Source organism: Roseinatronobacter ekhonensis (genome assembly GCF_900499075.1).
Taxonomy (GTDB): Bacteria; Pseudomonadota; Alphaproteobacteria; order Rhodobacterales; family Rhodobacteraceae; genus Roseinatronobacter; species Roseinatronobacter ekhonensis.
Genome location: NZ_UIHC01000005.1, coordinates 103,576 through 128,373 on the forward strand (window position 1 = coordinate 103,576; position 24,798 = coordinate 128,373).

At 62.3% G+C, this 24,798-nt stretch carries 26 protein-coding genes and 2 tRNA genes; 7 read left to right on the top strand and 21 right to left on the bottom strand.

Annotated elements, in window-relative coordinates:
- From ROE7235_RS03960 to coxB, 10 genes are all read right to left on the bottom strand, one after another.
- Entirely contained in the window at nt 1–1,428 is a 1,428-nt protein-coding gene (locus ROE7235_RS03960; RefSeq protein WP_121093362.1) for an FAD-binding oxidoreductase, read from the bottom strand.
- A gap of 94 nt (nt 1,429–1,522) precedes the next feature.
- Nucleotides 1,523–2,110, bottom strand: coding sequence for a GNAT family N-acetyltransferase (locus ROE7235_RS03965; RefSeq protein ID WP_121093363.1), 588 nt, complete (start codon nt 2,108–2,110; stop codon nt 1,523–1,525).
- Complete coding sequence (locus ROE7235_RS03970) at nt 2,110–3,372, bottom strand: M16 family metallopeptidase (protein WP_121093364.1); 1,263 nt, start codon at nt 3,370–3,372, stop codon at nt 2,110–2,112. The genes ROE7235_RS03965 and ROE7235_RS03970 overlap by 1 nt, the downstream gene beginning before the upstream one ends.
- Nucleotides 3,369–4,757 (bottom strand): threonine synthase, encoded by a 1,389-nt coding sequence (thrC, locus tag ROE7235_RS03975; protein WP_121093365.1) that lies wholly within the window; start codon nt 4,755–4,757, stop codon nt 3,369–3,371. Before thrC ends, ROE7235_RS03970 begins: the two co-directional genes overlap by 4 nt.
- 14 nt (nt 4,758–4,771) lie before the next feature.
- Complete coding sequence (locus tag ROE7235_RS03980; protein ID WP_121093366.1) at nt 4,772–5,455, bottom strand: SURF1 family protein; 684 nt, start codon at nt 5,453–5,455, stop codon at nt 4,772–4,774.
- Between the two features lie 76 nt (nt 5,456–5,531).
- Nucleotides 5,532–6,335, bottom strand: a complete 804-nt coding sequence (locus ROE7235_RS03985; protein ID WP_121093367.1) for a cytochrome c oxidase subunit 3 — start codon at nt 6,333–6,335, stop codon at nt 5,532–5,534.
- A 45-nt stretch (nt 6,336–6,380) separates the two neighbouring features.
- A complete protein-coding gene (locus ROE7235_RS03990; RefSeq protein ID WP_121093368.1) occupies nt 6,381–6,959 on the bottom strand; it encodes a cytochrome c oxidase assembly protein in 579 nt (192 codons plus the stop codon).
- Nucleotides 6,959–7,159 (bottom strand): cytochrome c oxidase system small membrane protein, encoded by a 201-nt coding sequence (locus ROE7235_RS03995; RefSeq protein ID WP_121093369.1) that lies wholly within the window; start codon nt 7,157–7,159, stop codon nt 6,959–6,961. The genes ROE7235_RS03990 and ROE7235_RS03995 overlap by 1 nt, the downstream gene beginning before the upstream one ends.
- A complete protein-coding gene (gene cyoE / locus ROE7235_RS04000; protein WP_121093370.1) occupies nt 7,159–8,133 on the bottom strand; it encodes a heme o synthase in 975 nt (324 codons plus the stop codon). The genes ROE7235_RS03995 and cyoE overlap by 1 nt, the downstream gene beginning before the upstream one ends.
- A gap of 27 nt (nt 8,134–8,160) precedes the next feature.
- Complete coding sequence (gene coxB / locus ROE7235_RS04005; RefSeq protein ID WP_370743421.1) at nt 8,161–9,042, bottom strand: cytochrome c oxidase subunit II; 882 nt, start codon at nt 9,040–9,042, stop codon at nt 8,161–8,163.
- A 231-nt stretch (nt 9,043–9,273) separates the two neighbouring features.
- Here coxB and tldD point away from each other — a divergent pair, with 231 nt between their 5' ends.
- The 3 genes from tldD to ROE7235_RS04020 all read left to right on the top strand — a co-directional run bounded on the left by tldD (nt 9,274) and on the right by ROE7235_RS04020 (nt 12,069).
- On the top strand, nt 9,274–10,698 hold the full coding sequence (gene tldD, locus ROE7235_RS04010) for a metalloprotease TldD (protein ID WP_121093371.1): 1,425 nt from the start codon (nt 9,274–9,276) through the stop codon (nt 10,696–10,698).
- A 92-nt stretch (nt 10,699–10,790) separates the two neighbouring features.
- Complete coding sequence (locus tag ROE7235_RS04015; RefSeq protein ID WP_121093372.1) at nt 10,791–11,756, top strand: sodium-dependent bicarbonate transport family permease; 966 nt, start codon at nt 10,791–10,793, stop codon at nt 11,754–11,756.
- A gap of 1 nt (nt 11,757) precedes the next feature.
- Complete coding sequence (locus tag ROE7235_RS04020; RefSeq protein ID WP_121093373.1) at nt 11,758–12,069, top strand: P-II family nitrogen regulator; 312 nt, start codon at nt 11,758–11,760, stop codon at nt 12,067–12,069.
- Between the two features lie 3 nt (nt 12,070–12,072).
- Here the strand turns inward: ROE7235_RS04020 and ROE7235_RS04025 are convergent, their stop codons facing one another.
- The 3 genes from ROE7235_RS04025 to hisF all read right to left on the bottom strand — a co-directional run bounded on the left by ROE7235_RS04025 (nt 12,073) and on the right by hisF (nt 14,115).
- Nucleotides 12,073–12,978: an EamA family transporter gene (locus ROE7235_RS04025; RefSeq protein ID WP_121093374.1), complete on the bottom strand. Its 906-nt coding sequence runs from the start codon at nt 12,976–12,978 to the stop codon at nt 12,073–12,075.
- A gap of 64 nt (nt 12,979–13,042) precedes the next feature.
- Nucleotides 13,043–13,357, bottom strand: coding sequence for a phosphoribosyl-ATP diphosphatase (locus ROE7235_RS04030; RefSeq protein ID WP_121093375.1), 315 nt, complete (start codon nt 13,355–13,357; stop codon nt 13,043–13,045).
- On the bottom strand, nt 13,354–14,115 hold the full coding sequence (gene hisF, locus ROE7235_RS04035) for an imidazole glycerol phosphate synthase subunit HisF (protein ID WP_121093376.1): 762 nt from the start codon (nt 14,113–14,115) through the stop codon (nt 13,354–13,356). Before hisF ends, ROE7235_RS04030 begins: the two co-directional genes overlap by 4 nt.
- A gap of 89 nt (nt 14,116–14,204) precedes the next feature.
- Here hisF and ROE7235_RS04040 point away from each other — a divergent pair, with 89 nt between their 5' ends.
- The gene (locus tag ROE7235_RS04040) at nt 14,205–15,812 is read left to right on the top strand and encodes a peptide chain release factor 3 (protein ID WP_121093421.1); all 1,608 of its coding nucleotides are present in this window, start codon (nt 14,205–14,207) and stop codon (nt 15,810–15,812) included.
- A 120-nt stretch (nt 15,813–15,932) separates the two neighbouring features.
- On the opposite strand, the gene lexA is transcribed toward ROE7235_RS04040, so the two are convergent.
- The 6 genes from lexA to ROE7235_RS04070 are packed head-to-tail and all read right to left on the bottom strand — an operon-like array spanning nt 15,933 to nt 20,755.
- The gene (gene lexA / locus ROE7235_RS04045) at nt 15,933–16,625 is read right to left on the bottom strand and encodes a transcriptional repressor LexA (RefSeq protein WP_121093377.1); all 693 of its coding nucleotides are present in this window, start codon (nt 16,623–16,625) and stop codon (nt 15,933–15,935) included.
- Between the two features lie 52 nt (nt 16,626–16,677).
- Nucleotides 16,678–17,856 (bottom strand): molybdopterin molybdotransferase MoeA, encoded by a 1,179-nt coding sequence (locus ROE7235_RS04050; protein ID WP_121093378.1) that lies wholly within the window; start codon nt 17,854–17,856, stop codon nt 16,678–16,680.
- A complete protein-coding gene (gene moaC, locus ROE7235_RS04055) occupies nt 17,853–18,332 on the bottom strand; it encodes a cyclic pyranopterin monophosphate synthase MoaC (protein ID WP_121093379.1) in 480 nt (159 codons plus the stop codon). The genes ROE7235_RS04050 and moaC overlap by 4 nt, the downstream gene beginning before the upstream one ends.
- Nucleotide 18,333: 1 nt before the next feature.
- Complete coding sequence (gene trpC / locus ROE7235_RS04060) at nt 18,334–19,140, bottom strand: indole-3-glycerol phosphate synthase TrpC (protein WP_121093380.1); 807 nt, start codon at nt 19,138–19,140, stop codon at nt 18,334–18,336.
- A 14-nt stretch (nt 19,141–19,154) separates the two neighbouring features.
- Nucleotides 19,155–20,177: an anthranilate phosphoribosyltransferase gene (trpD, locus tag ROE7235_RS04065; protein WP_121093381.1), complete on the bottom strand. Its 1,023-nt coding sequence runs from the start codon at nt 20,175–20,177 to the stop codon at nt 19,155–19,157.
- Nucleotides 20,174–20,755 (bottom strand): anthranilate synthase component II, encoded by a 582-nt coding sequence (locus ROE7235_RS04070; RefSeq protein WP_121093422.1) that lies wholly within the window; start codon nt 20,753–20,755, stop codon nt 20,174–20,176. Before ROE7235_RS04070 ends, trpD begins: the two co-directional genes overlap by 4 nt.
- A 150-nt stretch (nt 20,756–20,905) precedes the next feature.
- On the opposite strand from ROE7235_RS04070, the gene ROE7235_RS04075 reads away from it, so the two are divergent.
- From ROE7235_RS04075 to ROE7235_RS04085, 3 genes are all read left to right on the top strand, one after another.
- Nucleotides 20,906–22,225 (top strand): divergent polysaccharide deacetylase family protein, encoded by a 1,320-nt coding sequence (locus ROE7235_RS04075; RefSeq protein ID WP_183073313.1) that lies wholly within the window; start codon nt 20,906–20,908, stop codon nt 22,223–22,225.
- Nucleotides 22,226–22,409: 184 nt separating this feature from the next.
- Nucleotides 22,410–23,456 carry a CNNM domain-containing protein gene (locus ROE7235_RS04080; RefSeq protein WP_121093383.1) on the top strand — a complete coding sequence of 349 codons (1,047 nt, stop codon included), beginning with the start codon at nt 22,410–22,412 and terminating at the stop codon, nt 23,454–23,456.
- 87 nt (nt 23,457–23,543) lie between these two features.
- A tRNA-Leu gene (locus tag ROE7235_RS04085) sits at nt 23,544–23,628 on the top strand.
- Nucleotides 23,629–23,731: 103 nt separating this feature from the next.
- Here the strand turns inward: ROE7235_RS04085 and ROE7235_RS04090 are convergent.
- Nucleotides 23,732–23,808: transfer RNA gene (locus ROE7235_RS04090), tRNA-Ile, on the bottom strand.
- Nucleotides 23,809–23,857: 49 nt separating this feature from the next.
- Nucleotides 23,858–24,739, bottom strand: coding sequence for an MBL fold metallo-hydrolase (locus ROE7235_RS04095; RefSeq protein ID WP_121093384.1), 882 nt, complete (start codon nt 24,737–24,739; stop codon nt 23,858–23,860).
- Nucleotides 24,740–24,798: the final 59 nt, after the last annotated feature.

Genomic DNA, 24,798 nt, shown 5'->3' on the forward strand with positions numbered 1-24,798 from the left:
TTAAACACGGCGTAGGATAGCGCCGGGGTTCATAATGCCCACCGGGTCAAGAGCTGCCTTGATCGCGCGCATCGCGGCCAGCTTTGTCGGGTCGCCGTAGCGCTCCAGATCTCCAGTTTTCAGGCGGCCGATCCCGTGTTCTGCACTGACAGACCCGCCCATGGCATCGACCAGATCATGCACGCAGGTCTTGATCGCATCGCGCTGGTGCTCATGGTCAGCGCGCGACCGTCCGGGCATGGGAAACACGTTGTAGTGCAGGTTTCCGTCACCCAGATGCCCGAAGCAATTGATGCGGAACGCACCGATCCGCGCCAGCTCTGGCCCTGCGCGCTCAATAAAGGCAGGCACGTCCGACAAGGGCAGCGAAATGTCATGGCTCGACACCGACCCGATATGGCGATTGGCCTCCGGAATGGATTCGCGGATCTCCCAGAACTCGGCACGCTGCGCGGCGTTCTGCGCGATCAGACCGTCCGTGATCAACCCGCGCGTCATCGCGTCGGTCAAAACACTCTCCAGCAGCGGCGGCAGATCAATCCCGTCGGGCACGCCCAAATCCAGAAGCACCATCCATGCGGGTGGCTGGGGGAAAGGCTGGCGGACCTGCGGCATTGTCTCTGCCAGAAACGCCAGTCCCATCCCACCGATCAACTCGAACGCCGAAATCATTCCCGACAGCTTCGCCTGCGCCAAAGCCAACAGCTCCAGTGCAGCGCTTGGGCTGTCCACGACCAGCAAAGCGGCCCCTTCGGCGTGGTTTCGCGGGAACAGCCTCAAACTGGCCGCTGTAATCACGCCCAAAGTGCCTTCGGACCCGAGCAGCAAATGACGCAAGTCATAGCCCGTGTTGTCCTTGCGCAACCGCTTCAGCCCGTGCCAGATCTGGCCATCGGGCAGCACGGCCTCCAGGCCCAGCACAAGGTCGCGCGCATTGCCGTAGCGCAGCACATTGACGCCGCCGGCATTTGTTGCAAGAAGCCCCCCGATCCGGGCCGATCCTTCGGATGCCAGCGACAGGGGAAACAACCGGTCTTCGTTTTCAGCGGCAGCCTGCACGTCGGCCAGGATAGCGCCCGCCTCGGCGATCAGCACGTTCTCTGACGGGTAGCTGGCGCGGATCGACTGCATCCGCTCCAGCGACAACAACAGCGGCGCGGGCCCGTCCGGGGCAATCTGCCCGCCAACAAGGCCGGTGCCGCCGCCATAGGGCACAATGCCCACGCAGGCAGCATGGCAGGCGCGAACAATCTTCGCCACCTCATCGACGTTGCGCGGCAGGGCGACCCCGCCCGCCACACCCTGCCAGCGTCCCCGCGGCTCTGACAGATAGCCCGCAGCGACGGGACGCAGAGTGCCTCTCGGCAACTCGGCATCCAGCCGGGCGACAAAACCCGCGTCACATGCGTTCAGTTGGGAACATGTCATGTGGTTCAAGCTAGTCCCGCGCGCGGGGCGCGCAAGGGGCCGCGCATGGCGCGCGGCCCCGTGGGTGGGTGGGCGCGGCCCGCGCGCGGGAGAACTACATCCCAGCATCGGTGCGTCCGCGCCGGTCATTGCGCAGATTGGCGTATAGCACATGGGTCCGCCAGCGCCCGTTTATCTGCAAATAGCTTTGCGCCACGCCCTCGTATTTGAACCCCGCACGCTCCAACACCCCGCGCGACGCGACATTCTCGGGCAAGCACGCAGCCTCTACCCGCGACAGTCCCATGGCGGTAAAGGCATGATGCACAACAGCCTCTATCGCCTCTCGCATGTAACCTTGCCGCGCATAGGGCGCGCCGACCCAATAGCCCAAAGTGCCGGCCTGCGCCGGGCCACGCCGGATATTGTCCAGCGTTATCGCGCCTACAAGCTGGGCATCCTCGCGCCGGAAAATGAACAACGGCAAAGCCGTGTCCAGCCGGTGACAGCGCGCCGCCCAGTTCACCCGGTTCAAAAACGCGCGGCGCGACAAGTGGTCGTCGGACCATGTCGGCTCCCACGGCGTCAGGAACCCGGCGGACGCGCGGCGCAAATCCGACCATGGGCGGAAGTCAGTGTGTTGCGGCAAACGCAGGACAAGGCGCGCACTCTCCAGTTGCAGCTTCGCGCGCCGCCCCAGCATCACGCCGCCAGCCGCGCTTGCAGGTCAGCAAGGCTCGGCGCGTCAGAGACAGGGCCGTAAAGCGCCATCGCCCCTTTGCTACCCACGACAAGTTCCGCCGCGTGGTCGCGCACTGCCGCCACATCGACCGCGTCTATCTTGGCAATGGTTTCCGACAGGTCCGGCACACGCCCCCAGATCGACAGCAATTTGGCAAGCCGTTCAGCGCGCGCTGACGGGCTTTCCAGCCCCATCAGCAACCCCGCTTTCATCTGGGCACGCGCGCGGGCCACTTCTGCATCGGTCATGTCGTCGGCGGCGCGCTTGATCTCGTCCATCGTCAAAAGCGCCAGATCAGCGACCTGTTCGCCGCCGGTGCCTGCGTAGATCGTGATCATGCCTGTGTCGGCATAAGCCCCCGATTGTGCGAATACCGTGTAACACAGACCACGCTCCTCGCGCAGCCGCTGGAACAGGCGAGAGGACATCGACCCGCCAAGCGCGCCTGAAAACACCTGCGAGGTGTAGAAATCGGCATGTCGGTAGGCGGGCGCTTCCAGTGCGAATGTGAAATGCGCCTGCTCCAGCGTGCGAAGCTCGCGCCGTTCGCCCTGCTGAAAGCGCGCGGGTGCCGCGACCTGTGCGGGTTTGGCGGGCAGATGGCCGAACAATGGTTCGGCCAAACGCACCAGCACGTCATGATCGACCGCGCCAGCCGCAGACAGAATCATCTGCCCCGGCCCGTAATGGCTGGCGACAAAGCCGCGCAAGTCCTCCGCGCCAAAACCCTGAACCGTCGCGCTTGGCCCCAGAATAGGCCGCCCGATTGGCTGGCCGGGAAAGGCGACCTCTTGCAGCCAGTCGAAAATAATGTCGTCCGGCGTGTCCAGCGCCTGCCCGATCTCTTGCAGGATGACGCCGCGTTCCACCTCGATCTCGCGCGCGTCAAAGGCAGGGTTCAGCACGATATCGGCCAGCACATCCAGCGCCAGCGCGACATCGGCGCGCAGCACGCGGGCATAGAACGCCGTCATCTCTCGCGACGTATAGGCGTTGATGTAGCCGCCCACATCCTCGATTTCCTCGGCAATTTGCAGCGCATTGCGGCGCGCGGTGCCCTTGAAGGCCATATGTTCCAGGAAATGGGCGATGCCGTTCTGCTCTGCACGTTCATGGCGCGCACCCGCTTCAACCCATAGCCCGACAGCGGCGGATTCCAGCGTCGGCATATATTCGGTGACAATACGGAAGCCGTTGGGCAGGGTCGTGGTCTGAATGGTCATACGGTGCGGTTCTCGCGGATGTGGGATTCGATGGCGGATAGATCATTGGGCAGGCGGGTGACGCGTTCGGGTCGCTCGAACAGGTCGGCCATACGCTCTGGCAGCGCCGGGCGGGTGCCGGTGGCCGCCTCGACCGCGTCGGGGAACTTGGCGGGATGAGCAGTTGCCAGCGTGACCATGGGCGTGGCCGACAGATTCGCTTCGGCTACATGCACGCCCACGGCGGAATGCGGGCAGAGAACTTCGGCCGTCGCGCCCACGGTACGGGTGATGGTGGCCGCCGTTTCTTCCTCGGACGCGCGGCCCGATGCGAAAGTTTCGCGCAGGTACTGCAGCGCGCCTTGGCTGATCTGGAAGCCACCGCCCGATTTCAATTCATCCATCAGCTGCGCCACGGCGGCACCGTCGCGCCCGTAGGCGTCGAACAGCGCGCGCTCGAAATTGGAACTGACCTGAATATCCATCGACGGGCTGATGGACGGCTTGACCCCATCGGTGACGTAGCCGCCCGTTGCGAGCGCGCGGTGCAGGATGTCGTTCTGGTTCGTGGCAACTACCAGCTTTTCAATGGGCAGCCCCATGGAGCGGGCGATATAGCCTGCGAAAATGTCGCCAAAATTGCCGGTCGGCACCGTAAAGCTGACAGGGCGGTGCGGCGCGCCAAGCGTGACGGCGGCAGAGAAGTAATAGACCACTTGCGCCAGCACCCGCGCCCAGTTGATGCTGTTGACGCCTGCAAGCCCAACTTCGTCGCGGAATTCGAAATCGTTGAACATGTCCTTGACCAGCGCCTGACAGGTGTCGAAATCGCCGTCGACCGCAATCGCATGGACATTGCTTTCGGTCGGGGTGGTCATCTGGCGGCGCTGCACTTCGGACACGCGCCCATGCGGATAGAGGATGAACACATCGACATTCTCCAGCCCGCGAAACGCCTCGATGGCTGCCGACCCCGTGTCGCCCGATGTGGCGCCTACGATGGTCACGCGGTCGCCCGACCGTTTAAGGGCGGCCTGAAACAACTGCCCGATCAGTTGCATCGCGAAATCCTTGAACGCCAAGGTCGGGCCGTGGAACAGTTCCAGCAGGAAATGATTGGGCGCAAGTTGCTTCATCGGCGCGCGCGCCGGATGGCCGAAACCCGCATAAGCACGCGCAATGATCTCGCGGAATTCTTCATCCGTAAAGGCGCTGCCGATAAAGGGACGCATGACAAGATACGCCTGTTCCTCGTAGCTGAGGCCCGCAAGGCTGGCGATTTCCGACATTTTCATCGGCGGCACATGATCGGGCAGGTATAGCCCGCCATCGCGGGCCAGCCCGGTCAGCATGGTCGCCTCAAAGTCAAGCACCGGTGCGGTGCCACGGGTGGAAATATACTGCATGTCAGCCCCGATCCTCAGTCGCGTTTGGTCCTGATACGCCACAGAAAGAAGAGTGTCATCCCCGCCCAAACAACTGCCATCAGAAACCATTGCACGGCATAGCCCATGTGGTTGTCGGGAATGGAGACGCCATCGACCGGCATGGGCTGTATCTGCGGGTGGGGCGGATTGCTGGCGCGCAAAACCAGCATGACAGCGTCGGTTCCAAGATGCGTCGCCAGCGGGCCGACATCACGCGCAAAGAACAGATCGCGCGCGGCGTCATATTCGGGGGTGAAGCTGTCGGAATCCTCGGGCCACTGCAGGTTACCGATCAGGACTTGCGGCGCGGTTGTCGGCGCGGGCAGGTCGGGGCGCTGTGCCTGCGGCAGAAACCCGCGATCCACAAGGATGCGGCGCCCGCTGTCTGTCTGGAACGCGCCGATCACGCGAAAGCCCGGCCCCTGCCCTTTCACCGCCGACAACACAAAGGTTTGCGCGGGCAGGAACGCCCCTTCGGCCCGAACGGGGCGGTAATTATCGGCCAAAGGCGTCGGGCTTTCAGGCAGGGCTGTCGGCGCGCCAACAAGGCGCGCCTCCATATCGGCCACGAGAGCGGCTTTTTGACCGGCGCGATCCAGTTGCCAGACACCCAAAGCGATCAGGATTGCGGTCCCGATCAGACCGAACAGGGCGGGCAGGATCATGCGGCGGGTCACGGGTGCTCCAGTATCATGCAATGGAAAAGCGCGCGCCCGCAGGCCCGCGCTTTCCGACAGGTCAGGTTATAAGGTGTTACATGCCCCAGATATATACCGCGAAGAACAGGAACAGCCAGACCACGTCGACGAAGTGCCAATACCACGCCGCGGCCTCGAACCCGACATGGCGTTCGGCGGTAAAGTGGCCCGCGCGCACCCTGAACCAGCAGATCGCCAAAAAGATCGTGCCGATTATGACGTGAAAGCCGTGAAATCCGGTTGCCATGAAGAAATTGGCAAAGAAGACATCGCCCGCGAACGTGTAGTCGCGGTGGTTTACCAGATAGGCATACTCATACGCCTGAAGCCCGGTAAAGGCGATGCCCAGCACAACACCCAGAAGCAGGCCCAGTTCGACATTCTTGCGGGTGCCGCCATGCACAAGTTCATGGTGTGCCCAAGTTACTGCGCAGCCCGACAACAGCAGCACCAGCGTGTTGATCAGCGGCAGTTCGAATGCGTTGACCGCGTAGATATAGGGCTGCACGTATTCAGTGCCGACATACTCATACATCGGATACATGGCGTGCTTGAAGAAGCTCCAGAACCACGCGGCAAAGAACATGATCTCTGACATGATGAACAGGATGAACCCGTAGCGCAGCCCGATTGTCACGACCGGGGTGTGATCTCCCGCATGGCTTTCGACGATCACGTCTTTCCACCATTCGAACATCACATACAGAACACCGGCCAGCCCCATCAAGAACAGCCACGGGCCGTTGTCATGCATCCACATAACTGCGCCAAACAGCATGATAAACCCGGACAGCGCACCCACAAAGGGCCAGATGGACGGGGGCAGAACGTGGTAATCGTGGTTTTTCGCGTGGGCCATTGTCAGCAGTTCCCTCGGGTTGGTCTGATCTTGTGTCAGCTTGGCTTAGTTGGTCACGACCTCTGCCGGAGGGGTGTAATCCTCTGGGATGTCGGTTGCGTGAAATGTGTAGGACAGGGTGATCGTATGGACAACCTTGGCATCGCGGTCATCGACAATCTCTGGATCGACGAAATAGGTGACGGGCATCAGGACGGTTTCGCCGGGTTGCAGCACCTGCAATTCGAAACAGAAACAGTCGATCTTTGTGAAAAAGCTGCCTGCATCATAGGGTGTCACATTATAGCTCGCGGTGCCCGCGATGGGCCGGTCAGTCGGGTTATGCACCTCGTAGAACGCCAGACCGGTTTCACCGATCCGAACGTCCATTGTGCGTTCCACCGGCTCGAAGGACCACGGAAAATCGCGCTCGACAGACGCATCGAACCGCACGCGCATGGTTTGATCCAGAATGACATCGCCCGCGGCACTGGCCGTGTTGGTCGTGCCGCCATAGCCTGTCACACGGCAAAACAGGTCGTATAGCGGGACAGAGGCCCAACCCAAGCCCGCCATGAAAACCACAACGCCCAGCGTTTGCACCAGCGTCTTTTGCTTTCCGGTCATGTTTGCCAACAGCGCCATCACTCCTCCGCCGGGATCAGAGTGTCGGGATCAAGCATTGGCCGGTATGTGTGGTCGAACGCCTCGATAGAGCCGCCGCCCGACACTTTGGCGATCGTCAGACCAAAGACCAATGCGATAAAGGCCAGCAACACCAGCGCCAGCCCGATATTGCGGCCGGAGCGGCGCTTGTGCAGCGGGTGTTCGCGGGCGATTGCCATTAGAACATCTCCATCAGGTTAAAGCGAGCGGCAAAATCGGCGTAGGCTGGCAGGTTGCGCAACGCGGCTTCTGCAATCAGCGCGCCGAACAATACGAACAGGTAGGACAGCGAGAACCGGAAAACGCGCTTTTCGGTTGCGTAGCTATCGGCTTCGGCCTGCACCTCGTCGCGGCGCCAGATAGCCCATGCACCATGCAGAAACCCAAGGCTGAACCACAACGCTGCAGCCATGTAGACCGGCCCGCCAATGCTGGTCAGCCCCGTCGCGAGTGCGACCGGCAGCAGGGCGATAGTATACAGCAGAATATGTGTGCGGGTTGCGCGGCGACCATGGGTCACTGTCAGCATCGGCACCTTGGCCTCGTGGTAATCCGACTTCATGAACAGCGCCAGCGCCCAGAAATGCGGTGGCGTCCACATGAAGACCAGCAGGAACATCAGGCAAGCCTCGATGCTGATACTGCCGGTCACGGCGGCCCAACCGATCATCGGCGGGAATGCCCCTGCGGCGCCCCCGATGACAATGTTCTGCGGCGTCGCGCGTTTTAACCACATCGAATAGATCACGACGTAGAAAAATATCGTAAAGGCCAGCAAAGCGCCCGCCAGTGCATTCGTCGCCAGCCACAGCATGATGACCGAGATCGCCGAGAGCGTTACGCCAATCGCCAACGCCTCTCCCTGTGTGACCTTGCCTGCCGGAATAGGGCGTTTGGCCGTGCGCTTCATCACCGCGTCGATATCGGCATCCCACCACATGTTCAGCGCGCCGGACGCCCCGCCGCCGAGCGCAATGAAGATGATCGCCGCCAACCCCTCGACCGGGTGAAGCCCGCCGGGCGCGACAAGCAGACCGCTGAGGGCGGTGAAGACCACCAACGTCATGACACGCGGCTTCAGCAGCGCGACATAGTCACCGAACTCCGCATCTGCGGGGCCGGCCTGCGTGAAATCTGCGCGAATATCGGTCATGCGGCTATCCGGTTCGGTGGGCGGTCTTTATTCGGCAGCGGCAAGCTGGACGCGCGCCTGCACGTCTGCCTCCCACGACCCTTCGGCGAACTGCGCGCCCTGGCGTTCCAGCCATGCGACATATTCTTCCTCGCTCACCGCTTTCACAGTGATCGGCATGTAGGCGTGATTGATTCCGCACAATTCAGAGCACTGACCGAAATATATGCCCTCTTGATCAATATTGAACCATAGCTCTGCCAGACGGCCCGGCACACCATCCTGCTTCACACCGAAGGCAGGCATGGCCCAAGAATGGATCACGTCGGCGGCAGTCACCTGAACAACAATGTCCTTGCCGACAGGCAGCACCACGGCGGTGTCGGTTGCCAGCAGGTATTCGTCTTGAGTATAACCGTATTCTTCCAGTTCTTCGCGGTTCAGCATGAAGCTGGAGAATTCGACACCATGATCGACATACTCATAACCCCAATACCACTGGTAGCCTGTGGTTTTCAGGGTGACGTCCGCCTCTGGCATGGTCTGCTCGTAGCGGAGCGCCGGGAAGCTGAAGAATGCAATCACCAGCAGGATCAGCGCGGGGATGGCCGTCCATGCCACTTCCAGCGGGGAGTTGTGGGTGAACTTCGACGGTGTAGGGTTGGCACGCCGATTGTGGAACACGATCACCCAGATCAGCAGCGCAGTCACGAAAATCGTGATCGGCACGATGATCCAGAGAAGCAGGTTGTCCAGAAACACCACTCCGGACGCAACCGAAGATGCTGGCGTTTGCAGCGCAATACCGCCCGGAACCGGCGCACCGCGCACCGGCAATTCCGGAAGCTGGTCGTCGGCGAACGCCATTGTGGCAGACAGGGCGCAAGCGGCAGAGACGGCCGCAGTGGTCATGGCGGAAAGAAGGCGCATGGTCGGTTCCCGTTTTTATGCGGCCTTGAGCCGCGTTCTGTCCGGCATGGTCACACAATTCGATGTATGCCATGGAATTCCGTTGAGCTTTTGAACTCTAAAACCATATTACATGTCTTAGAACAAGCAAAACCGATGCGACACATTGCCATTTGTTGATCTATATCAAAGACAGCACAGACCGGCTGCGCCGCATCGCAGCAAATCAAATACCCCAAGCCAGAGGCCCCGATGACCCAAACAGATTTTCGCCCCTTCGACAGTTTCATGGACGAAGGGCAGGCGCTTGCCGAATTGCGCGCCGCGACAGCCGGGGCTGATGATGGCGAGCTGTTTCTGGAACGGCGCGTATCCGAATCGGTCAGCTTCGATGACGGGCGGGTAAAATCGGCCAGCTACAACGCTGCCGAAGGCTTTGGCCTGCGCGCCGTGCGCGGCGAGGTAGCTGGCTATGCCCATTCCACCCACATGACGATCGAATCCTTGCGTCGCGCTGCACAGACCGCGCGTCTTGCCGTGGGTGCGGGCGGCGGCACGCTGGCGGATGCACCGCAAGCCACCAACCAACGGCTGTATCGCGACATTGACCCCGTGTCAGAAGTGGCGTTTGCCGCCAAGATCGACCTGCTGCGCGAGATCGACGATTTCCTGCGCGCGGCTGACCCGCGTGTGGTGCAGGTTTCTGTCGCGCTGGCGGCGACACGTCAGGAAATTGAGATCATGCGCCCCGAGGGCACCCGCCTTCGCGATGCGCGGCCCATGGCGCGGCTGAGTATATCGGTCATAGTGGAACAGGACGGGCGGCGCGAATCGGGCGGTATGGGCGGCGGTGGCCGGTCGGAACTGTCGGCCCTGATCGCACGCGGCCATTGGCAACCCGTCGCGCGTGAAGCCCTGCGCATCGCGCTTGTGAACCTGCGGGCCGACCCCGCGCCTGCGGGCGTGATGGATGTGGTGCTGGGCCCCGGCTGGCCCGGCATCCTGCTGCACGAAGCTATTGGCCACGGGCTGGAAGGTGATTTCAACCGCAAGGGCAGTTCCGCCTTTGCCGGGCTTATGGGCCAGCAGATTGCGGCAAAGGGCGTGACCGTGCTGGATGACGGCACCCTGCCCGACCGGCGTGGGTCGCTGACCATTGACGACGAAGGCACGCCATCGGCCCGCAATGTGCTGATAGAGGATGGCAAGCTGGTCGGCTACATGCAGGACCGCCAGAACGCCCGCCTGATGGGCGTGGCCCCCACCGGAAACGGGCGGCGCGAAAGCTATGAACACGCGCCCATGCCGCGCATGACCAACACCTATATGCAGGCGGGTGACAACGACCCGGCGGATATTCTGGCGGGGCTGAAAGACGGCATCTATGCCGTGGGTTTCGGCGGCGGTCAGGTAGACATCACCAACGGCAAGTTCGTGTTTTCCTGCACCGAAGCCTACCGCGTGCAGGATGGCCAAGTCGGCGCACCCATCAAGGGCGCCACGCTGATCGGCGATGGCGCGACCGCGTTGACGAAAATCCGCGGGGTGGGCAACGACCTGCAACTTGACCCCGGTATCGGCACTTGTGGCAAAGCCGGGCAATGGGTGCCTGTGGGCGTGGGTCAGCCGACGCTGATGATCGGCGGGCTGACCGTGGGCGGCAGCGCAGCGTCATGACCCGAATGGCAGGCAGGGCAACCAGAGACATTGTGACCGAACGGTGAATGTCGTACCCCTTCACACCATCGTGTTGTGAAAGGGCCTGCCAGATGCTCGACTTGGCGCTCGCCAATCTTTTGTCGCCCATCGTTTTGTCATTCGTATTGGGCGTCGGCGCGGCTTTGGCACGCTCGGACCTGTCCGTGCCCGAAGCCGTGGCAAAGGGCATTTCAATCTATCTTCTGTTCGCCATCGGCTTCAAGGGCGGCGTAAGCCTTGCCGAACACGGGATTGACCTGACACTTGGGTTAAGTCTGCTCGCGGGCGTGGTTCTGTCTTTCATCTTGCCGCTGATCGGGTTCGTTGTTCTGCGCGTTCTGTCGGGCATGTCGCGGACAGATGCGGCGGCTGTCGCGGGGCATTATGGCTCTATTTCTATCGTGACATTTGTGGCTGCGACCACGGTTTTGGTGGACGCGGGCATATCATCCGAAGGCTACATGGTCGCCGTCGCTGCCGCAATGGAGGCACCGGCGATCCTTGCCGCGCTGTGGCTGATCTCGAAAGGCTCGGACGAAACGGATATGAGCGCAGACCTGTGGCGCGAAATCTTGCTGAACGGCTCCATTGTGCTGCTGCTTGGCGCCTTCGCCATCGGCATTGCAACGGGCTCCGACGGGCTGGCGCGGATCGAATCTTTCATCGTCTCGCCGTTTCAGGGGGTGTTGTGCATCTTCCTGCTGGACATGGGTCTGATCGCGGGCCGTGGCTTGCGACAGGCCGGCGTGCTGGATCGCGGCGCAATCGCATTCGGCCTGCTTATGCCGCTGATCGGGGCGGCGGCGGGACTAATCGCAGCCCTTGTGATAGGGCTTTCGACAGGGGGCACGATGCTGTTGATGACACTCTCGGCATCTGCGTCCTATATCGCCGTTCCAGCTGCAATGCGGGTCGCGGTGCCGCAGGCCAACCCGTCAATTTACCTGACCCTCTCGCTTGCCGTGACATTCCCGTTCAACCTTGTGCTGGGAATTCCGCTCTACCTGACGATCGCCCAAACCCTTGTAGGATCCTGACATGCAGACACATCTCGCCAAACGGGTCGAAATCACCATTGAACAGGTCATGCTCAACCGCCTGACCGATGCCTTGGAAAAAGCCGATGTCACAGGGTGGTCGGTGCTGCCAGTGCAGGGCGGCTCTGGCCGGTCCGGCACATGGAGCCGTGAGGGCCAAGTCAGCCGTGGCACCGGCATGGTGCAAGTGGTCTGCCTTGTCCGGCCCGAAAAGCTGGACCAATTGCTGGATGCAGCCTTCAGCGTCGTGAAACGGCATATCGGCGTGGTCTGTGTGACCGATGCGCAAGTTCTGCGCGCCGAGCGGTTCTGACCCTTAACGCCCGCCCAGTTGCACCAGCACCGCGCCCATCGCGATCATCACCATCAGCGCCAGTTTGCGCGGGCCGACGCGTTCCTTCAGGATGAACCAGCCGATCAGCGCCGCAAACACGGTCGAGGTTTCGCGCAGCACCGCAGATTCGCCTACGCGGCCAACCAACGTGGCGAGCATTACACCGCCGAAGCTGACATAGGCGATCATGCCGCCCGCCAGCCCGCGCAAGGCCAGCGGCCATGGGGCAGGCGCGTTGGGCATATGACGGTAACGCCACAGGCCGATCAAAGCGAAATCAATAGAGCTGAACAGGAAGAACCACACCAGAAACCGCAACGGATCGCCCGACAGCCGGATCGCCCAAGCGTCATAGGTGGTGTAGGCCGCGACCAGCGCGCCGCCCGCCATGGCCCAGAGCAAGCCCAGTTTCAGCGCCCGCAGGTCCAGCGTCTCTTCCGAAAGATTGCGCAGCGCCAGCAGCAAGATACCACCGGACAGCAGCCCGACGCCCAGCCATTGCACTGGACCATAGCTTTCGCCAAAGACGGCCATCGCGGCCAGCACCGTCACAATCGGCCCAGTGCCGCGCACCACGGGGTAAACCACCGTATAGGCAGCGCGCTCGTAGGCCAGCGCCATGGTCAGCTTGTAAAAGAAATGAACTGCGACCACGCTGAGCAGGACAGGCCACATCTCGGGCGAGGGCAGTCCGGCCCAGAACGCGACAAGCGGCAGCGACAAAGCCACCGTCGCCCCATCTATCGCGCCCCGCGTCAACCAAGGGTCATGCGCACCCTTTTGCAACGCGCCGAATGCGGCGTGCGACACCGCAGAGACCAGCGCAAGCACCGTGGCCAGCCGCGCGCCCTCTGGCGTGCCCACCAGCGATAACAGCCAGTCGGTCATGCGCCGGCCCGCCCCATTTAGTTAACATGTGAGCGGTTTACGCGCGCGCCGGGGCGATGGCAAGTCAGCTCTTGCGCGCAGCCTTTTCGTCCAGCCCGGACTGGCCCTCGCGGCGGGACAATTCGGCCTCGATCTCTGCCAAGCTCACGTCCCGCGCGGCGCACATCACCAGCAGATGATACAGCACATCCGCCGCTTCAGCGGTCAGGCGCGTGCGGTCGCCCTTCACGGCTTCGATTACGGCTTCAACCGCCTCTTCGCCGAATTTCTCGGCGCATTTTTCCGGCCCCTTCGCCAGCAGCTTTGCCGTCCATGACCCGTCGGGGTCAGCGCCCTTGCGCGCCGCGATGGTCGCGGCCAACCGGTCCAACGCGCTCATGACAACCTCATCGGGATACCGGCAGCGGCCATGTGGTCCTTGGCCTGCCCGATGGTGAATTCGCCGAAATGGAATATGCTCGCGGCCAGAACTGCGCTTGCGCCGCCAACCGTCACACCCTCGACCAGATGGTCCAAGTTCCCCACCCCGCCAGAGGCTATGACCGGCACGGCCACCGCGTCGACAATTGCGCGGGTCAGCGGCAGGTTGAAACCTGCGCGCGTTCCATCGCGGTCCATGCTGGTCAGCAGGATTTCCCCTGCCCCCTTCGCCGCAACAGTGCGGGCAAACTCCACCGCATCAATCCCTGTCGGCTTGCGCCCTCCATGGGTGAAAATCTCCCACTTACCGGGGCTGACGGTCTTGGCATCAATCGCCACAACAATGCACTGGCTGCCGAACCGGTCCGCCGCACGGGCCACCACATCGGGGTCGGCCACGGCCGCGGAATTGAAACTGACCTTATCCGCCCCCGCCAACAGCAAAGCGCGCACATCCTCAGACGTGCGCACGCCCCCGCCCACGGTCAGCGGCATGAAGCATTGCTCTGCCGTGCGCGTGACCAGATCGAACATCGTGCCCCGGTTTTCATGCGTGGCGTGAATATCCAGAAAGCACAGCTCATCCGCACCCGCCACATCATAGGCGCGCGCGGCTTCCACCGGGTCGCCCGCATCGCGCAGGTCCACGAAATTGACGCCTTTGACAACACGGCCATCGGCCACGTCCAGACAGGGTATGACACGGGTTTTCAACATGGCTCCGTCATAGACCGACCCCGGCGCGTGCGAAAGGGCCTTTCGCGCGGGTGCTTGTCTTGGCACGCGGGCCACGCTATGCGCGGGGCATGCTGGACCAAAACACAAATCGCCCCGAATTGCCGTCCGAGATTGCGCGGCGCCGCACCTTTGCAATCATCTCGCACCCTGATGCGGGCAAAACCACGCTGACCGAGAAATTCCTTCTGTTCGGCGGCGCGATCCAGATGGCGGGCCAGGTGCGCGCCAAGGGCGAAGCGCGGCGCACGCGATCCGATTTCATGCAGATGGAAAAGGATCGTGGTATTTCGGTTTCGGCCTCTGCGATGTCCTTCGATTTCGCCAAGTATCGCTACAATCTGGTCGATACGCCCGGCCACTCGGATTTCTCCGAGGATACCTACCGCACCCTGACCGCCGTGGATGCCGCGATCATGGTGATTGACGGGGCGAAAGGCGTCGAAAGCCAGACCCGCAAACTGTTCGAGGTTTGCCGCCTGCGCGACCTGCCCATCCTGACCTTTTGCAACAAAATGGACCGGGAAAGCCGCGACACGTTCGATATTATTGACGAAATCCAACAAAACCTTGCGATTGATGTCACGCCTGCAAGCTGGCCCATCGGCGTCGGGTCGGATTTCCTAGGCTGCTACGACCTAATCAACGACCGGCTGGAATTGATGGACCGCGCAGACCGCAACAAACGCGGTGAAAGCGTGGTTCTGAACGGGCTGGACGACCCGCTGATGGAAAAACACATCCCCGCTGCGCAACTGGAACAGTTGCGCGAAGAGGTCGCGATGGCGCGCGAATTGCTGCCTGCGTTGGACCCGCAATCGGTTCTGGAAGGGCACCTTTCGCCAATTTGGTTTGGCTCTGCGATCAATTCCTTCGGGGTGAAAGAGTTGATGGAGGGGATCGCCGCTTATGCTCCGCAGCCACAAATTTTGCGGGCTGAAAGCCGTCAGGTTGCACCAGAGGAAAGCAAAGTCACGGGCTTTGTGTTCAAGGTCCAGGCGAATATGGACCCGAAGCACCGCGACCGGGTGGCGTTCGTACGGCTGGCCTCGGGACATTTCGAGCGTGGCATGAAGTTGCTGCATGTCCGCTCGAAGAAACAGATGGCAGTGGCGAACCCGGTGCTGTTTCTGGCCGCCGACCGAGAAGTGACAGAAGAGGCGTGGGCTGGCGACATTATCGGCATCCCGAACCACGGCCAGTTGCGCATTGGCGACGCGCTAACCGAAGGCGAGGCGCTCCGTTTTACCGGCATCCCGTCTTTCGCGCCTGAATTGCTGCAAGCCTGCCGCGCGGGTGACCCGCTAAAGGCAAAGCATCTGGACAAGGCACTGTTGCAATTCGCCGAGGAAGGGGCGGCCAAGGTGTTCAAACCCGCCTTCGGGTCAGGGTTTGTCGTAGGCGTGGTCGGCCAGTTGCAATTCGAGGTTTTGGCAAGCCGCATCGAGATGGAATACGGATTGCCCGTGCGGTTCGAGCCGTCTCAATTCACGTCAGCCCGTTGGGTTCAGGGCAGTCAGGCCGCTGTCGATGCCTTCGCTGCGGCCAATAAGCAACATATGGCAACCGACAGTGACGGTGACCCTGTCTTTATGACGCGTTTACAATGGGATATCGACCGCGTGGCGCGCGACTATCCCGATGTGAAACTGACGGCGACAAAAGAGATGCTGGTCTGATCGGATATGCTGGCCGCGCCGCAGCCAACGCCTGACCGCGCGTCCAGCAAAGACGCCAAGTCATTGCAATGCCAGCATTCCCGCAGCCAGTGCAATAAACATCGGCTCGTGCCACGCTTGCTAGTATGACCGGATCAAGCCGACAAGACGCCCCTGCACCTTCACCCGCGATGCTGGCAGCAAGCGGGTTTCATAGGCAGGGTTCGCCGCTTCCAGCGCGATCATGCCTTCCTGCTTGCGGAACCGTTTCAGCGTCGCTTCCAGATCATCAACCAAGGCGACGACGATATCGCCATTATCGGCTGTCGTCTGCTCACGGATCACAACGATGTCGCCATCGTTGATGCCAAGGTCAATCATCGAGTCGCCCTGCACTTCCAGCGCGTAATGCTCACCGCGCCCCGAGAGCATTGCACCTGGAACGGCAATATCGCGCATGGGTTCGCTGATTGCTTCGATCGGGGTGCCTGCGGCAATGCGGCCCATGACCGGCAGGGTCAAAGACGCCGCTTCGACCGGCATGGCCTGCACCGGCTGTGCCGGCTTGGACGAACCACCGCCATCAATGACCTGTGCTTCGAACCCTGTTTTGCCCAGCGCATCGGGCAATTTCAGCACTTCGATGGCGCGGGCCCGGTGCGGCAGGCGCCGGATAAAGCCGCGCTCTTCCAGTGCCGTTATCAGCCGGTGGATGCCGGATTTCGAGCGCAGGTCGAGCGCGTCTTTCATCTCGTCAAATGACGGCGCAACACCGTCTTTTTCCATCCGCGTATGGATAAGTTTTAGCAATTCGATCTGCTTGCGTGTCAGCATTTAGCTGCCTTTCGACGTGACCCATCCAATCTATGTTCTAACTCTGTTCACGTCACAGGTCAAGCGCGATATACCGCATTTGTTCACCCTCTCGGCGCGGCCCGTCATGGGCCGGGCGCACCAGCAGCGCGTTGGCTTGCGCAAGAAGCGATAGTAGCGCGCTATCCTGACTGGGAACCGGCTCTATGCTGCGCCCGGGGCCAAGCGTCGCCCGCATGTAATGCGCGCGCGGGCCATTTTGGGGCAGATCGCACGCCAGCGCGGCGCTTGCGGTGGGCAGCGGGTATTGGCCAAGCCCTTGCAAGGCCCGCAAGGCGGGACGCATGAACAGATGCGCGCACACTATGGAGGAGACGGGGTTGCCTGGTAGCCCCAGCAGCATGGCCCGCCCCAGCCGCCCCGCCATTAGCGGTTTGCCGGGGCGCAGCGCAACCTTGTAGAAGGCGCGCTCGGCCCCCAGCGCATCGGCCACCGGCCCGACAAGGTCGTGATCCCCGACCGATGCACCACCTATGGTCACGATCATATCCGCGCCTTGGGCCAGATCGAACACGGTGCGCAAGCTGGCTTCTGTGTCGCGGGCGATGGGCAGAATGCGGGCGGTCGCGCCCTCTGCCTCTGCCATGGCTTTGAGCGCAAAAGCATTCGATGCGATGATCTGGTCGGCGCGGGGGTTTTCACCGGGCATCACCAACTCATCGCCGGTGGCAATGATCGCCACATCGGGGCGGCGCGATACGGTCACGTCCGCACAGTTCATCGACGCGATCAGCCCCAGATCGACCCCGCGCAAGCGGCGCGGTGCACTGAGCTGGTCGCCCGCACGAAAGTCCTGTCCTTGCGGGCGGATGTTCGGCCCGTCGCCCAGACTGTCCAGCAGTATGATCGTGTCGCCATCGCGCGCCACATCTTCCTGAATGACAACATGGGTCGCGCCCTCGGGCACAGGCGCGCCGGTGAAAATGCGCACGGCCTGACCCGTGCTGACACGCCCGTCGAAGGCATGCCCTGCCGCCGCTTCGCCGATCACGGCAAAGCTCTGGCCCCCGGCAACCGGCCCCGCGACCGCGTAGCCATCCATGGCGGATGCAGCGAAGGGCGGCTGGTCGCGCTTGGCGCGCACTGGCGCACGCAACACCCGACCCGCCGCATGGGCCAGCGCCACATCCTCGGTCGGCATCGGGTCGGTCAGGGCAAAAACCTGTGCCAGAGCCTCTTCGACAGTGATCATGCGCCAGCCTCATAGCGGCCCGATTTGCCGCCGTCTTTCAGCACCACTTGAGTGTCGATTATGCGCATGGATTTCTCGGCGGCCTTGAGCATATCGTATACCGTCAGCGCGGCAACCGAAGCCGCTGTCAGTGCTTCCATCTCGACCCCGGTCTGGCCGGTGGTGCGCACCTCGGCGCGGATACGAATGCCGGGTAGGGTTTCATCCACCATCAGATCGACCGCGACCTTGCTGATGGGCAACGGATGGCACAGCGGGATCAGCTCGGCGCAGCGCTTCGCACCCATGATACCCGCAAGCCGCGCCACGCCAAGAACATCGCCCTTCTTGGCGCGTTTCTCTGTGACAAGCGCCAAGGTTTCGGGCTGCATCTGCACGGCGCTGGTGGCCACAGCCATCCGCGCGGTCACGTCCTTGTCGGACACATCGACCATATGCGCATGGCCTTGATCATCGAAATGGGTCAGCTTGGCCATGTCAGACCTCTGCCATGACAGGATTGGCCAATAGCGTGGCGGTCGCGCCCGCCACGTCATCCTGCCGCATCAGGCTTTCGCCAATCAGGAAGCTGCGCGCGCCGATGCGGGCCATCTCGGCAAGGTCGGCCGGGGTAAAGAGCCCGCTTTCACAGACCAGCAGGCGGTCATCCGGCACCATCGGGGCCAGTGCGCGCGTGGTCTCCAGCGTGACCTCGAAGGTTTTGAGATTGCGGTTGTTTATGCCCAGAAGCGGGGATTTCAGACGCAAAGCGCGCTCCAATTCGGCGGCATCATGCACTTCGATCAGAACGTCCATGCCCCAGTCAATGGCCGCGTCCTCCAGCTCTGCCGCCTGCGCATCGCTGACCGAGGCCATGATGATCAGGATACAGTCGGCATTCAGCGCGCGGGCTTCGGCCACTTGGTAGGTGTCATAGATGAAATCCTTGCGCAGCGCGGGCAGATCGCAGGCTGCACGCGCTTGCACAAGAAAATCGTCTGCACCCTGAAAGCTGGGCGTATCCGTCAGCACGCTCAAGCAGGTTGCGCCGCCTTTTGCATAGGCTCGGGCCAGTGCAGGCGGGTCGAAATCAGGGCGGATCAAACCCTTGGACGGGCTGGCTTTCTTGATCTCGGCAATCAGCCCGTAGCCGGTGGCCTCTGCCGCGCGCAGGGCCGCTGCAAAGCCACGCGGGGCGCTGGCCGCTTTCGCCGCCGCTTCGACCTGCGAGGTGGGGCGCACGGCCTTGCGATGGGCGATCTCTTCCAGCTTGTACGCTTTGATCTTGTCCAGAATATCGGACATGTCCGCTCCTTCGTTCAGGTTTTGGCGGGGCTGATGCGGGCCAAGGCCTGCACCGCGCCCATCGCCGCGCCGCTTTCGATGCTCATGCGCGCCATTTCCACCCCTTCCGGCAAGGTTGTCGCTTTGTCCGCAACCACCAAGGCCGCGGCGGCGTTCAGCAACACCGCATCACGGTAAGCCGGGCGCCCTTCGCCCTCCAGCAGCGCCGACAGTTCCTGCGCGTTCTGCTCGGGGCTGCCGCCGATCAGATCCTCGAACGGATGCACGGGCAGTCCAGCTTCATCCGGGCGCAGGGTGAAGGCGCGCAATTCGCCATTTTCCAAAGCGACCACTTCAGAGGGTGCGGCAATCGACAGCTCATCGGTGCCATCGCCGCCATGCACAAGCCAAGCGCGGTCGGACCCAAGCGCGCGCAGGGTTTCGGCCATCGGGCGCAACAATGCAGGCGAGAACGCGCCCGTCAACTGCCGCTTGACCCCCGCAGGGTTGGTCAGCGGACCAAGAATATTGAAAATGGTGCGGGTGCCCAATTCCATGCGGATCGGCCCGACATGGCGCATGGCAGGGTGGTGCATGGGCGCCATCATGAAGCCGATGCCCGCCTCTGCCAGCCCGCGCTCGACCACATCGGGGCCGACCATCACATCAATGCCCAAAGCGCCCAGCGCATCCGCCGCGCCCGATTTGGACGACAGGTTGCGGTTGCCGTGCTTGGCCACCGCCACGCCCGCGCCCGCGACCACGAAGGCCGTCGCGGTCGAGATGTTCAGCGTGCCCTTGCCGTCGCCGCCGGTGCCGACGATGTCCATCGCGCCCGATGGCGCGCGCACCGGCAGGCATTTGGCGCGCATCACGCTGGCGGCGGCGGCGTATTCATCAACCACCTCGCCGCGCGTGCGCAGCGCCATCAGAAAGCCGCCCATCTGCGCAGGCGTCGCCTGCCCCTCGAACAGCAGATTGAACGCAGATTCAGCCTGCGCGCGGGTCAATGGCCCCTCTGCGGCCAAGGCGATCAGCGGTTTGAGATCATTCATCATGCCGCCACCTGTGTACGGTCCAGAAAGTTGCGCAACATGGCGTGACCGTGCTGAGAGCGGATGCTCTCTGGGTGGAACTGCACGCCCTCGACCGGCAATTCGCGGTGGCGCAGCCCCATGATCAGCCCGTCTTCCAGCCAGCTTGTGACCTCCAGACAGTCGGGCAGGCTGTCGCGGTCCACCACCAGCGAATGATACCGCGTGGCCATGAGCGGCGAGGGCAGACCGGCGAACACGCCTTGGCCCGCATGATGCATCGCGCCCAGCTTGCCATGCACGATCGACGGCGCGCGCACCACGCGGCCGCCAAAGGCCTGCCCGATGGTCTGATGGCCAAGGCAGACGCCAAGAAGCGGAATACCAGCTTCGGCGGCGGCCAATGTCAGCGGCAGGCAAATCCCCGCCTGATCGGGATCACACGGTCCCGGCGACAGAACAATCGCGGACGGGTTCAATGCCATCGCCGCCTGCACATCCAGCGCATCATTGCGGTGCACGGCGACATCAGCGCCCAGTTCCCCGAAATAATGCACCAGATTGTAGGTGAAGCTGTCGTAGTTATCTATCAGCAGCAGCATGGCAGCACCTTTCCCGATCGCATGGGCGAATTCTGGCCTTACATGCCCATCCTGCACCGGCAAGGTCAAGCCGGTGCGCGCCAATCCATTTGCATGGGCGGGGCGATTATGGGAAACATTTGTGAAATGGAAGGAAATGGCAGAGGTGGCATGATACGGCTGAGCGGTCTGACAGGCGTTCTTGCAGGCAGTGCGCTGGCGGTGTTCGGCTTTGGCGCGAGCGTGGTCATCGCCCCGCCGGATACGGCTCAACAGCCTATGGTCGAAGAAGCCGCCTTGCCAGAGGCGACGCCACAGCCGCCCGCGTCGGACCCTCAGACGCCGGTGACGGGGGAACCCGACGCTCCAGCACCAATGCCGCAAAACCAGGCAGAGCCTTTGGACATGGCCGCGCCGCCCGAAGACGCCATGCCGGCCGACGCACCAGAGCCTGCGCCAGAAAATGATGCGCCCGAAAGCTCTGCGGCGCCGCCCGAATTGCCGCCAGAGGACAGCGCGCAGCCCGAAACGCTGGAGGCTTTGACGGGTGAAGACACGCCCCGCCTGCCCGACCCCGTGCTTCGGCCCGCGCCGGGCGGGTTGCCGGGTCAGCCGGTTCCACCGCGCAACAGCGCATTGCCAGAGACGCCGCGCGCGCCGGAACCGAACGCCGAAAACGAAGTCGCTTCAGCCGCCGACGACACACCGTCAGACGAGCCGCGCTTGCCCGGCAGGCGCGTGACCGGCCTGCCCGGCCAGTCCGCGACCCAAGTCGAACCAGTTTCGCCCGATGACACAACAGAGGACGCCCCCCAGACCGCATTGGAGCGCAATAGCAGCTTTGACGGCACGCTCACCGGCGCGCCGCTGATGGCCGTGGTTCTGAATGACCCCGGTTTGCCCACGCCCTTGCGCCGGTCGCTTGCGGCGCTGGAACTGCCCGTGACAATCGCCCTGAACCCGATGGACCCAAGCGCGCCACAAGCCGCCGACATATACCGCGAGGCCGGGAAAGATGTGCTGATCCTGGCCAATGGTCTGCCCAATGGCGCGCGCGCAACGGATCTCGATGTGACCTTTGGCGCGTGGTTCGACGCCTTGCCCCAAGCCGTTGGCGTGCTGGACCTGCCGCGCGGCGGCTTTGCGCGCAACGCCAACCTGACCAACGACGTGCTGCCGCTACTCGCACGCGACGGGCACGGGTTGGTCAGTTTCGCGGGGGGCTTGTCGCGTGTGGCCAGCTCGGCGCAGAATGCGGGCGTGCCCCATGCAGAGGTGTTCCGCGTCTTGGATGACGAAGACCAAAGCCCCTTCACCATCCGCCGCTATCTGGACCGCGCCGTCTTTCAGGCCAGCCAGATCGGCGAGGTGATCGTCTTCGGCGATGCCACCAACGATGCGACATTGGAAGCGCTGGAAATGTGGCGCAGCGACGGGCGCATTGATCAGGTCGCCGTGGTGCCCGTGTCTGCTATTTTGCTGACACGCTGACAGGCGCTGCAATTTCCGCGATACGAAATCGACAAATGCCCTGTTTGTGTCTGTGACTTGCCGCGCGCTATTCTGCATGCCGACGGTTTCAGTCCTGCGGCATATTTCCCCCCGTTGCGGTCCTTGGAACGGCGCCCAAGATACGATACTGGACCATTGAGTTGCGCAACCAAAGGACGCCCCGATGACCTTGTTGATCTTGTTCGTGGTGCTTGCCATCGGCGTGTCGTTCCTGTGTTCTATCCTCGAGGCGGTTCTATTGTCCATCACGCCCTCTTTCGTAGAGGCTGCGGAGACAGAGAAACCCCGCTTTGCCCAGAAGCTGAGGGCATTGCGCGCCGATGTCGAACGACCGCTTGCCGCGATCCTGTCGCTCAACACCATTGCTCATACGGTCGGGGCCACGGGCGCGGGCGCGCAAGCGGCTGTGGTGTTCGATGATACCGGCGTGGGCATATTCTCTGCGGTGCTGACGTTCGGTATTCTCATTCTGTCAGAGATTATCCCGAAAACACTTGGCGCAACCTACTGGCGCGGTCTGGCGCCATTCGCGGTGCGGGTGCTGCCGTGGCTGATCCTGATCCAGTTGCCGCTGGTCTGGATGAGTCAGGCGATCACACGGCTGCTGACGGGCGGCGCACGCCATGCCGAAGTCTCGCGCCACGAGATTACGGCTATGACAACCGCAGGCCAGCGAATGGGCGTGGTCGAAGAGGACGAAACGCGCGTCGTGACCAACCTGTTCCGCCTGCCCGAAATCGCGGCCAACGAGATCATGACGCCGCGCACCGTGATCGAGCATCTGGCAGCCGATGCAACCGTCGGTGCTGTCGTCCACGAACGAGAGTCGTTCCCTGTCTCTCGCTTCATCGTCACCGGCGAGAATATTGATGATGTCCGGGGCTTCGTGCTGACCCGTGATCTGTTTCTGGCCGGTCTGCGTGAAAGCACAGACCAGACCGTGGCGGACTTCACCCGCGACATTCAGCGTATTCCGGCGGAAACCGATCTTGATACGCTTTTCGATCTGCTCATGGAGACAGAAGCACATATCGCACTGGTTGAGGACGAATATGGCGGGACCGCTGGCCTGGTGACGATGGAAGATGTCATCGAAACACTACTCGGTGCAGAGATTGTCGACGAAAGCGACCAAGCCGCCGATTTGCAGAGCGTGGCAAAACTGCGCGCAACTCGCCGTCGGGAGGCGCGTGCGAAGGCCAGCCATTAAGTGCATCGGGCCGACGCAAGCACCAACGCCGGTCGCCGGACAAAAACGGCTTGCGTTCGCGCGGCCATCGCCTAGGAAAGGGCGCGTGCGGGCGTGGTGGAATGGTAGACACAAGCGACTTAAAATCGCTCGAGCCTGGCTCGTGCGGGTTCAAGTCCCGCCGCCCGCACCACTTGCCCCCAAATTATGCGACAGCTCAAAGCTGTGGCTTTGGGAATTCATGTCAAACTCACCCAAACTCGGGGCAAATGCTGCGGGTTGGATACTGGGCGGGATGGTAGGCCCGGAGGGACTCGAACCCCCAACCAAAGCGTTATGAGCGCTCTGCTCTAACCAATTGAGCTACAGGCCCGCCGATGCACCTGCTACGCAGATTGCACGCGCGCGTCAAGAACGGTTGATCAGCGCGGATCGAACCGGCCGATTGGCTTTTTCAGATAGCTCTGGCCGTCCGCCTCTGGCTCGGGCAAGCGCCCCCCGCGGATATTGACCTGAAGCGCTTCCAGCATCCGCGCGGGCAATTTCAGGGTTTCATCCCGCGCGGCACGGGTCGCGATGAACTCCGCCTTGGCGATCCCATCCTTGACGTGCTTATTGGTTAAGCGATGCTCGGCCACCGTGGCCATGTATTGCGGCGCAGCGCCTGTTGCCGGGTAATCATGGCCGATATACAGGCGCGTGTCGCGTGGCAGCGCCAGAATCGCGCGGATGGAATTCCACAGATCCTCTGCGCTACCGCCCGGAAAATCAGCGCGGCTGGTGCCGGACGCAGGCATCATCAGCGTGTCATGCACAAAGGCTGCATCGCCCGCGACATAGGTGATCGACGCCAGCGTGTGACCGGGCGAGAACATGACCGACACCGGAATATTGCCGACCATAAAGGTATCGCCCGCGGCGAACAGCCGGTCCCATTGGCGGCCATCGGTGGGCAGGTCAGGCAAGTGATACATCTCTTGCCATAGCGTCTGGACACCCGTGACCTTGTCGCCAATGCCATGCGGTGCGCCCAGCTTTTCCTTCAGATACGGCCCGGCGCTGAAATGGTCGGCATGGGGATGGGTATCCAGAATCCAGTCCACCGTCAGGCCCTCTGCGGCGATATAGGCCAGAATCTCATCGGCGCTATGCGTGCTGACCGCCCCTGCTTCGGGGTAGTAGTTCCAGACCGGGTCCACAATCGCGGCGCGCATGGTGGCAGGGTCATGGAAAACATATTGCAGACTGCCCGTCGGGCGGTCGAAAAAGGCCCGAACAACGGGGCTTGGTGTTGTATCTGGCATGATCGCATCCTTCGTATTCACTTATTTATATGTGATATGGGCCTTGGTGTCGCGCCGTC

Excerpts from the sequence above, each read along its gene's own strand:
- ROE7235_RS04050 (WP_121093378.1), bottom strand. The coding sequence starts at position 17,856 with ATGATCACTGTCGAAGAGGCTCTGGCACAGGTTTTTGCCCTGACCGAC.
- ROE7235_RS03970 (WP_121093364.1), bottom strand. The coding sequence starts at position 3,372 with ATGACCATTCAGACCACGACCCTGCCCAACGGCTTCCGTATTGTCACC.
- ROE7235_RS04040 (WP_121093421.1), top strand. The coding sequence starts at position 14,205 with ATGCTGGACCAAAACACAAATCGCCCCGAATTGCCGTCCGAGATTGCG.
- ROE7235_RS03990 (WP_121093368.1), bottom strand. The coding sequence starts at position 6,959 with ATGGCGCTGTTGGCAAACATGACCGGAAAGCAAAAGACGCTGGTGCAA.
- ROE7235_RS03995 (WP_121093369.1), bottom strand. The coding sequence starts at position 7,159 with ATGGCAATCGCCCGCGAACACCCGCTGCACAAGCGCCGCTCCGGCCGC.
- tldD (WP_121093371.1), top strand. The coding sequence starts at position 9,274 with ATGACCCAAACAGATTTTCGCCCCTTCGACAGTTTCATGGACGAAGGG.
- ROE7235_RS04075 (WP_183073313.1), top strand. The coding sequence starts at position 20,906 with ATGATACGGCTGAGCGGTCTGACAGGCGTTCTTGCAGGCAGTGCGCTG.
- ROE7235_RS03960 (WP_121093362.1), bottom strand. The coding sequence starts at position 1,428 with ATGACATGTTCCCAACTGAACGCATGTGACGCGGGTTTTGTCGCCCGG.
- ROE7235_RS04070 (WP_121093422.1), bottom strand. The coding sequence starts at position 20,755 with ATGCTGCTGCTGATAGATAACTACGACAGCTTCACCTACAATCTGGTG.
- trpD (WP_121093381.1), bottom strand. The coding sequence starts at position 20,177 with ATGATGAATGATCTCAAACCGCTGATCGCCTTGGCCGCAGAGGGGCCA.
- lexA (WP_121093377.1), bottom strand. The coding sequence starts at position 16,625 with ATGCTGACACGCAAGCAGATCGAATTGCTAAAACTTATCCATACGCGG.
- coxB (WP_370743421.1), bottom strand. The coding sequence starts at position 9,042 with ATGCGCCTTCTTTCCGCCATGACCACTGCGGCCGTCTCTGCCGCTTGC.
- ROE7235_RS04015 (WP_121093372.1), top strand. The coding sequence starts at position 10,791 with ATGCTCGACTTGGCGCTCGCCAATCTTTTGTCGCCCATCGTTTTGTCA.
- ROE7235_RS03965 (WP_121093363.1), bottom strand. The coding sequence starts at position 2,110 with ATGCTGGGGCGGCGCGCGAAGCTGCAACTGGAGAGTGCGCGCCTTGTC.
- ROE7235_RS03985 (WP_121093367.1), bottom strand. The coding sequence starts at position 6,335 with ATGGCCCACGCGAAAAACCACGATTACCACGTTCTGCCCCCGTCCATC.
- trpC (WP_121093380.1), bottom strand. The coding sequence starts at position 19,140 with ATGTCCGATATTCTGGACAAGATCAAAGCGTACAAGCTGGAAGAGATC.
- thrC (WP_121093365.1), bottom strand. The coding sequence starts at position 4,757 with ATGCAGTATATTTCCACCCGTGGCACCGCACCGGTGCTTGACTTTGAG.
- ROE7235_RS04020 (WP_121093373.1), top strand. The coding sequence starts at position 11,758 with ATGCAGACACATCTCGCCAAACGGGTCGAAATCACCATTGAACAGGTC.
- cyoE (WP_121093370.1), bottom strand. The coding sequence starts at position 8,133 with ATGACCGATATTCGCGCAGATTTCACGCAGGCCGGCCCCGCAGATGCG.
- moaC (WP_121093379.1), bottom strand. The coding sequence starts at position 18,332 with ATGGCCAAGCTGACCCATTTCGATGATCAAGGCCATGCGCATATGGTC.
- hisF (WP_121093376.1), bottom strand. The coding sequence starts at position 14,115 with ATGTTGAAAACCCGTGTCATACCCTGTCTGGACGTGGCCGATGGCCGT.
- ROE7235_RS04080 (WP_121093383.1), top strand. The coding sequence starts at position 22,410 with ATGACCTTGTTGATCTTGTTCGTGGTGCTTGCCATCGGCGTGTCGTTC.
- ROE7235_RS04025 (WP_121093374.1), bottom strand. The coding sequence starts at position 12,978 with ATGACCGACTGGCTGTTATCGCTGGTGGGCACGCCAGAGGGCGCGCGG.
- ROE7235_RS04030 (WP_121093375.1), bottom strand. The coding sequence starts at position 13,357 with ATGAGCGCGTTGGACCGGTTGGCCGCGACCATCGCGGCGCGCAAGGGC.
- ROE7235_RS04095 (WP_121093384.1), bottom strand. The coding sequence starts at position 24,739 with ATGCCAGATACAACACCAAGCCCCGTTGTTCGGGCCTTTTTCGACCGC.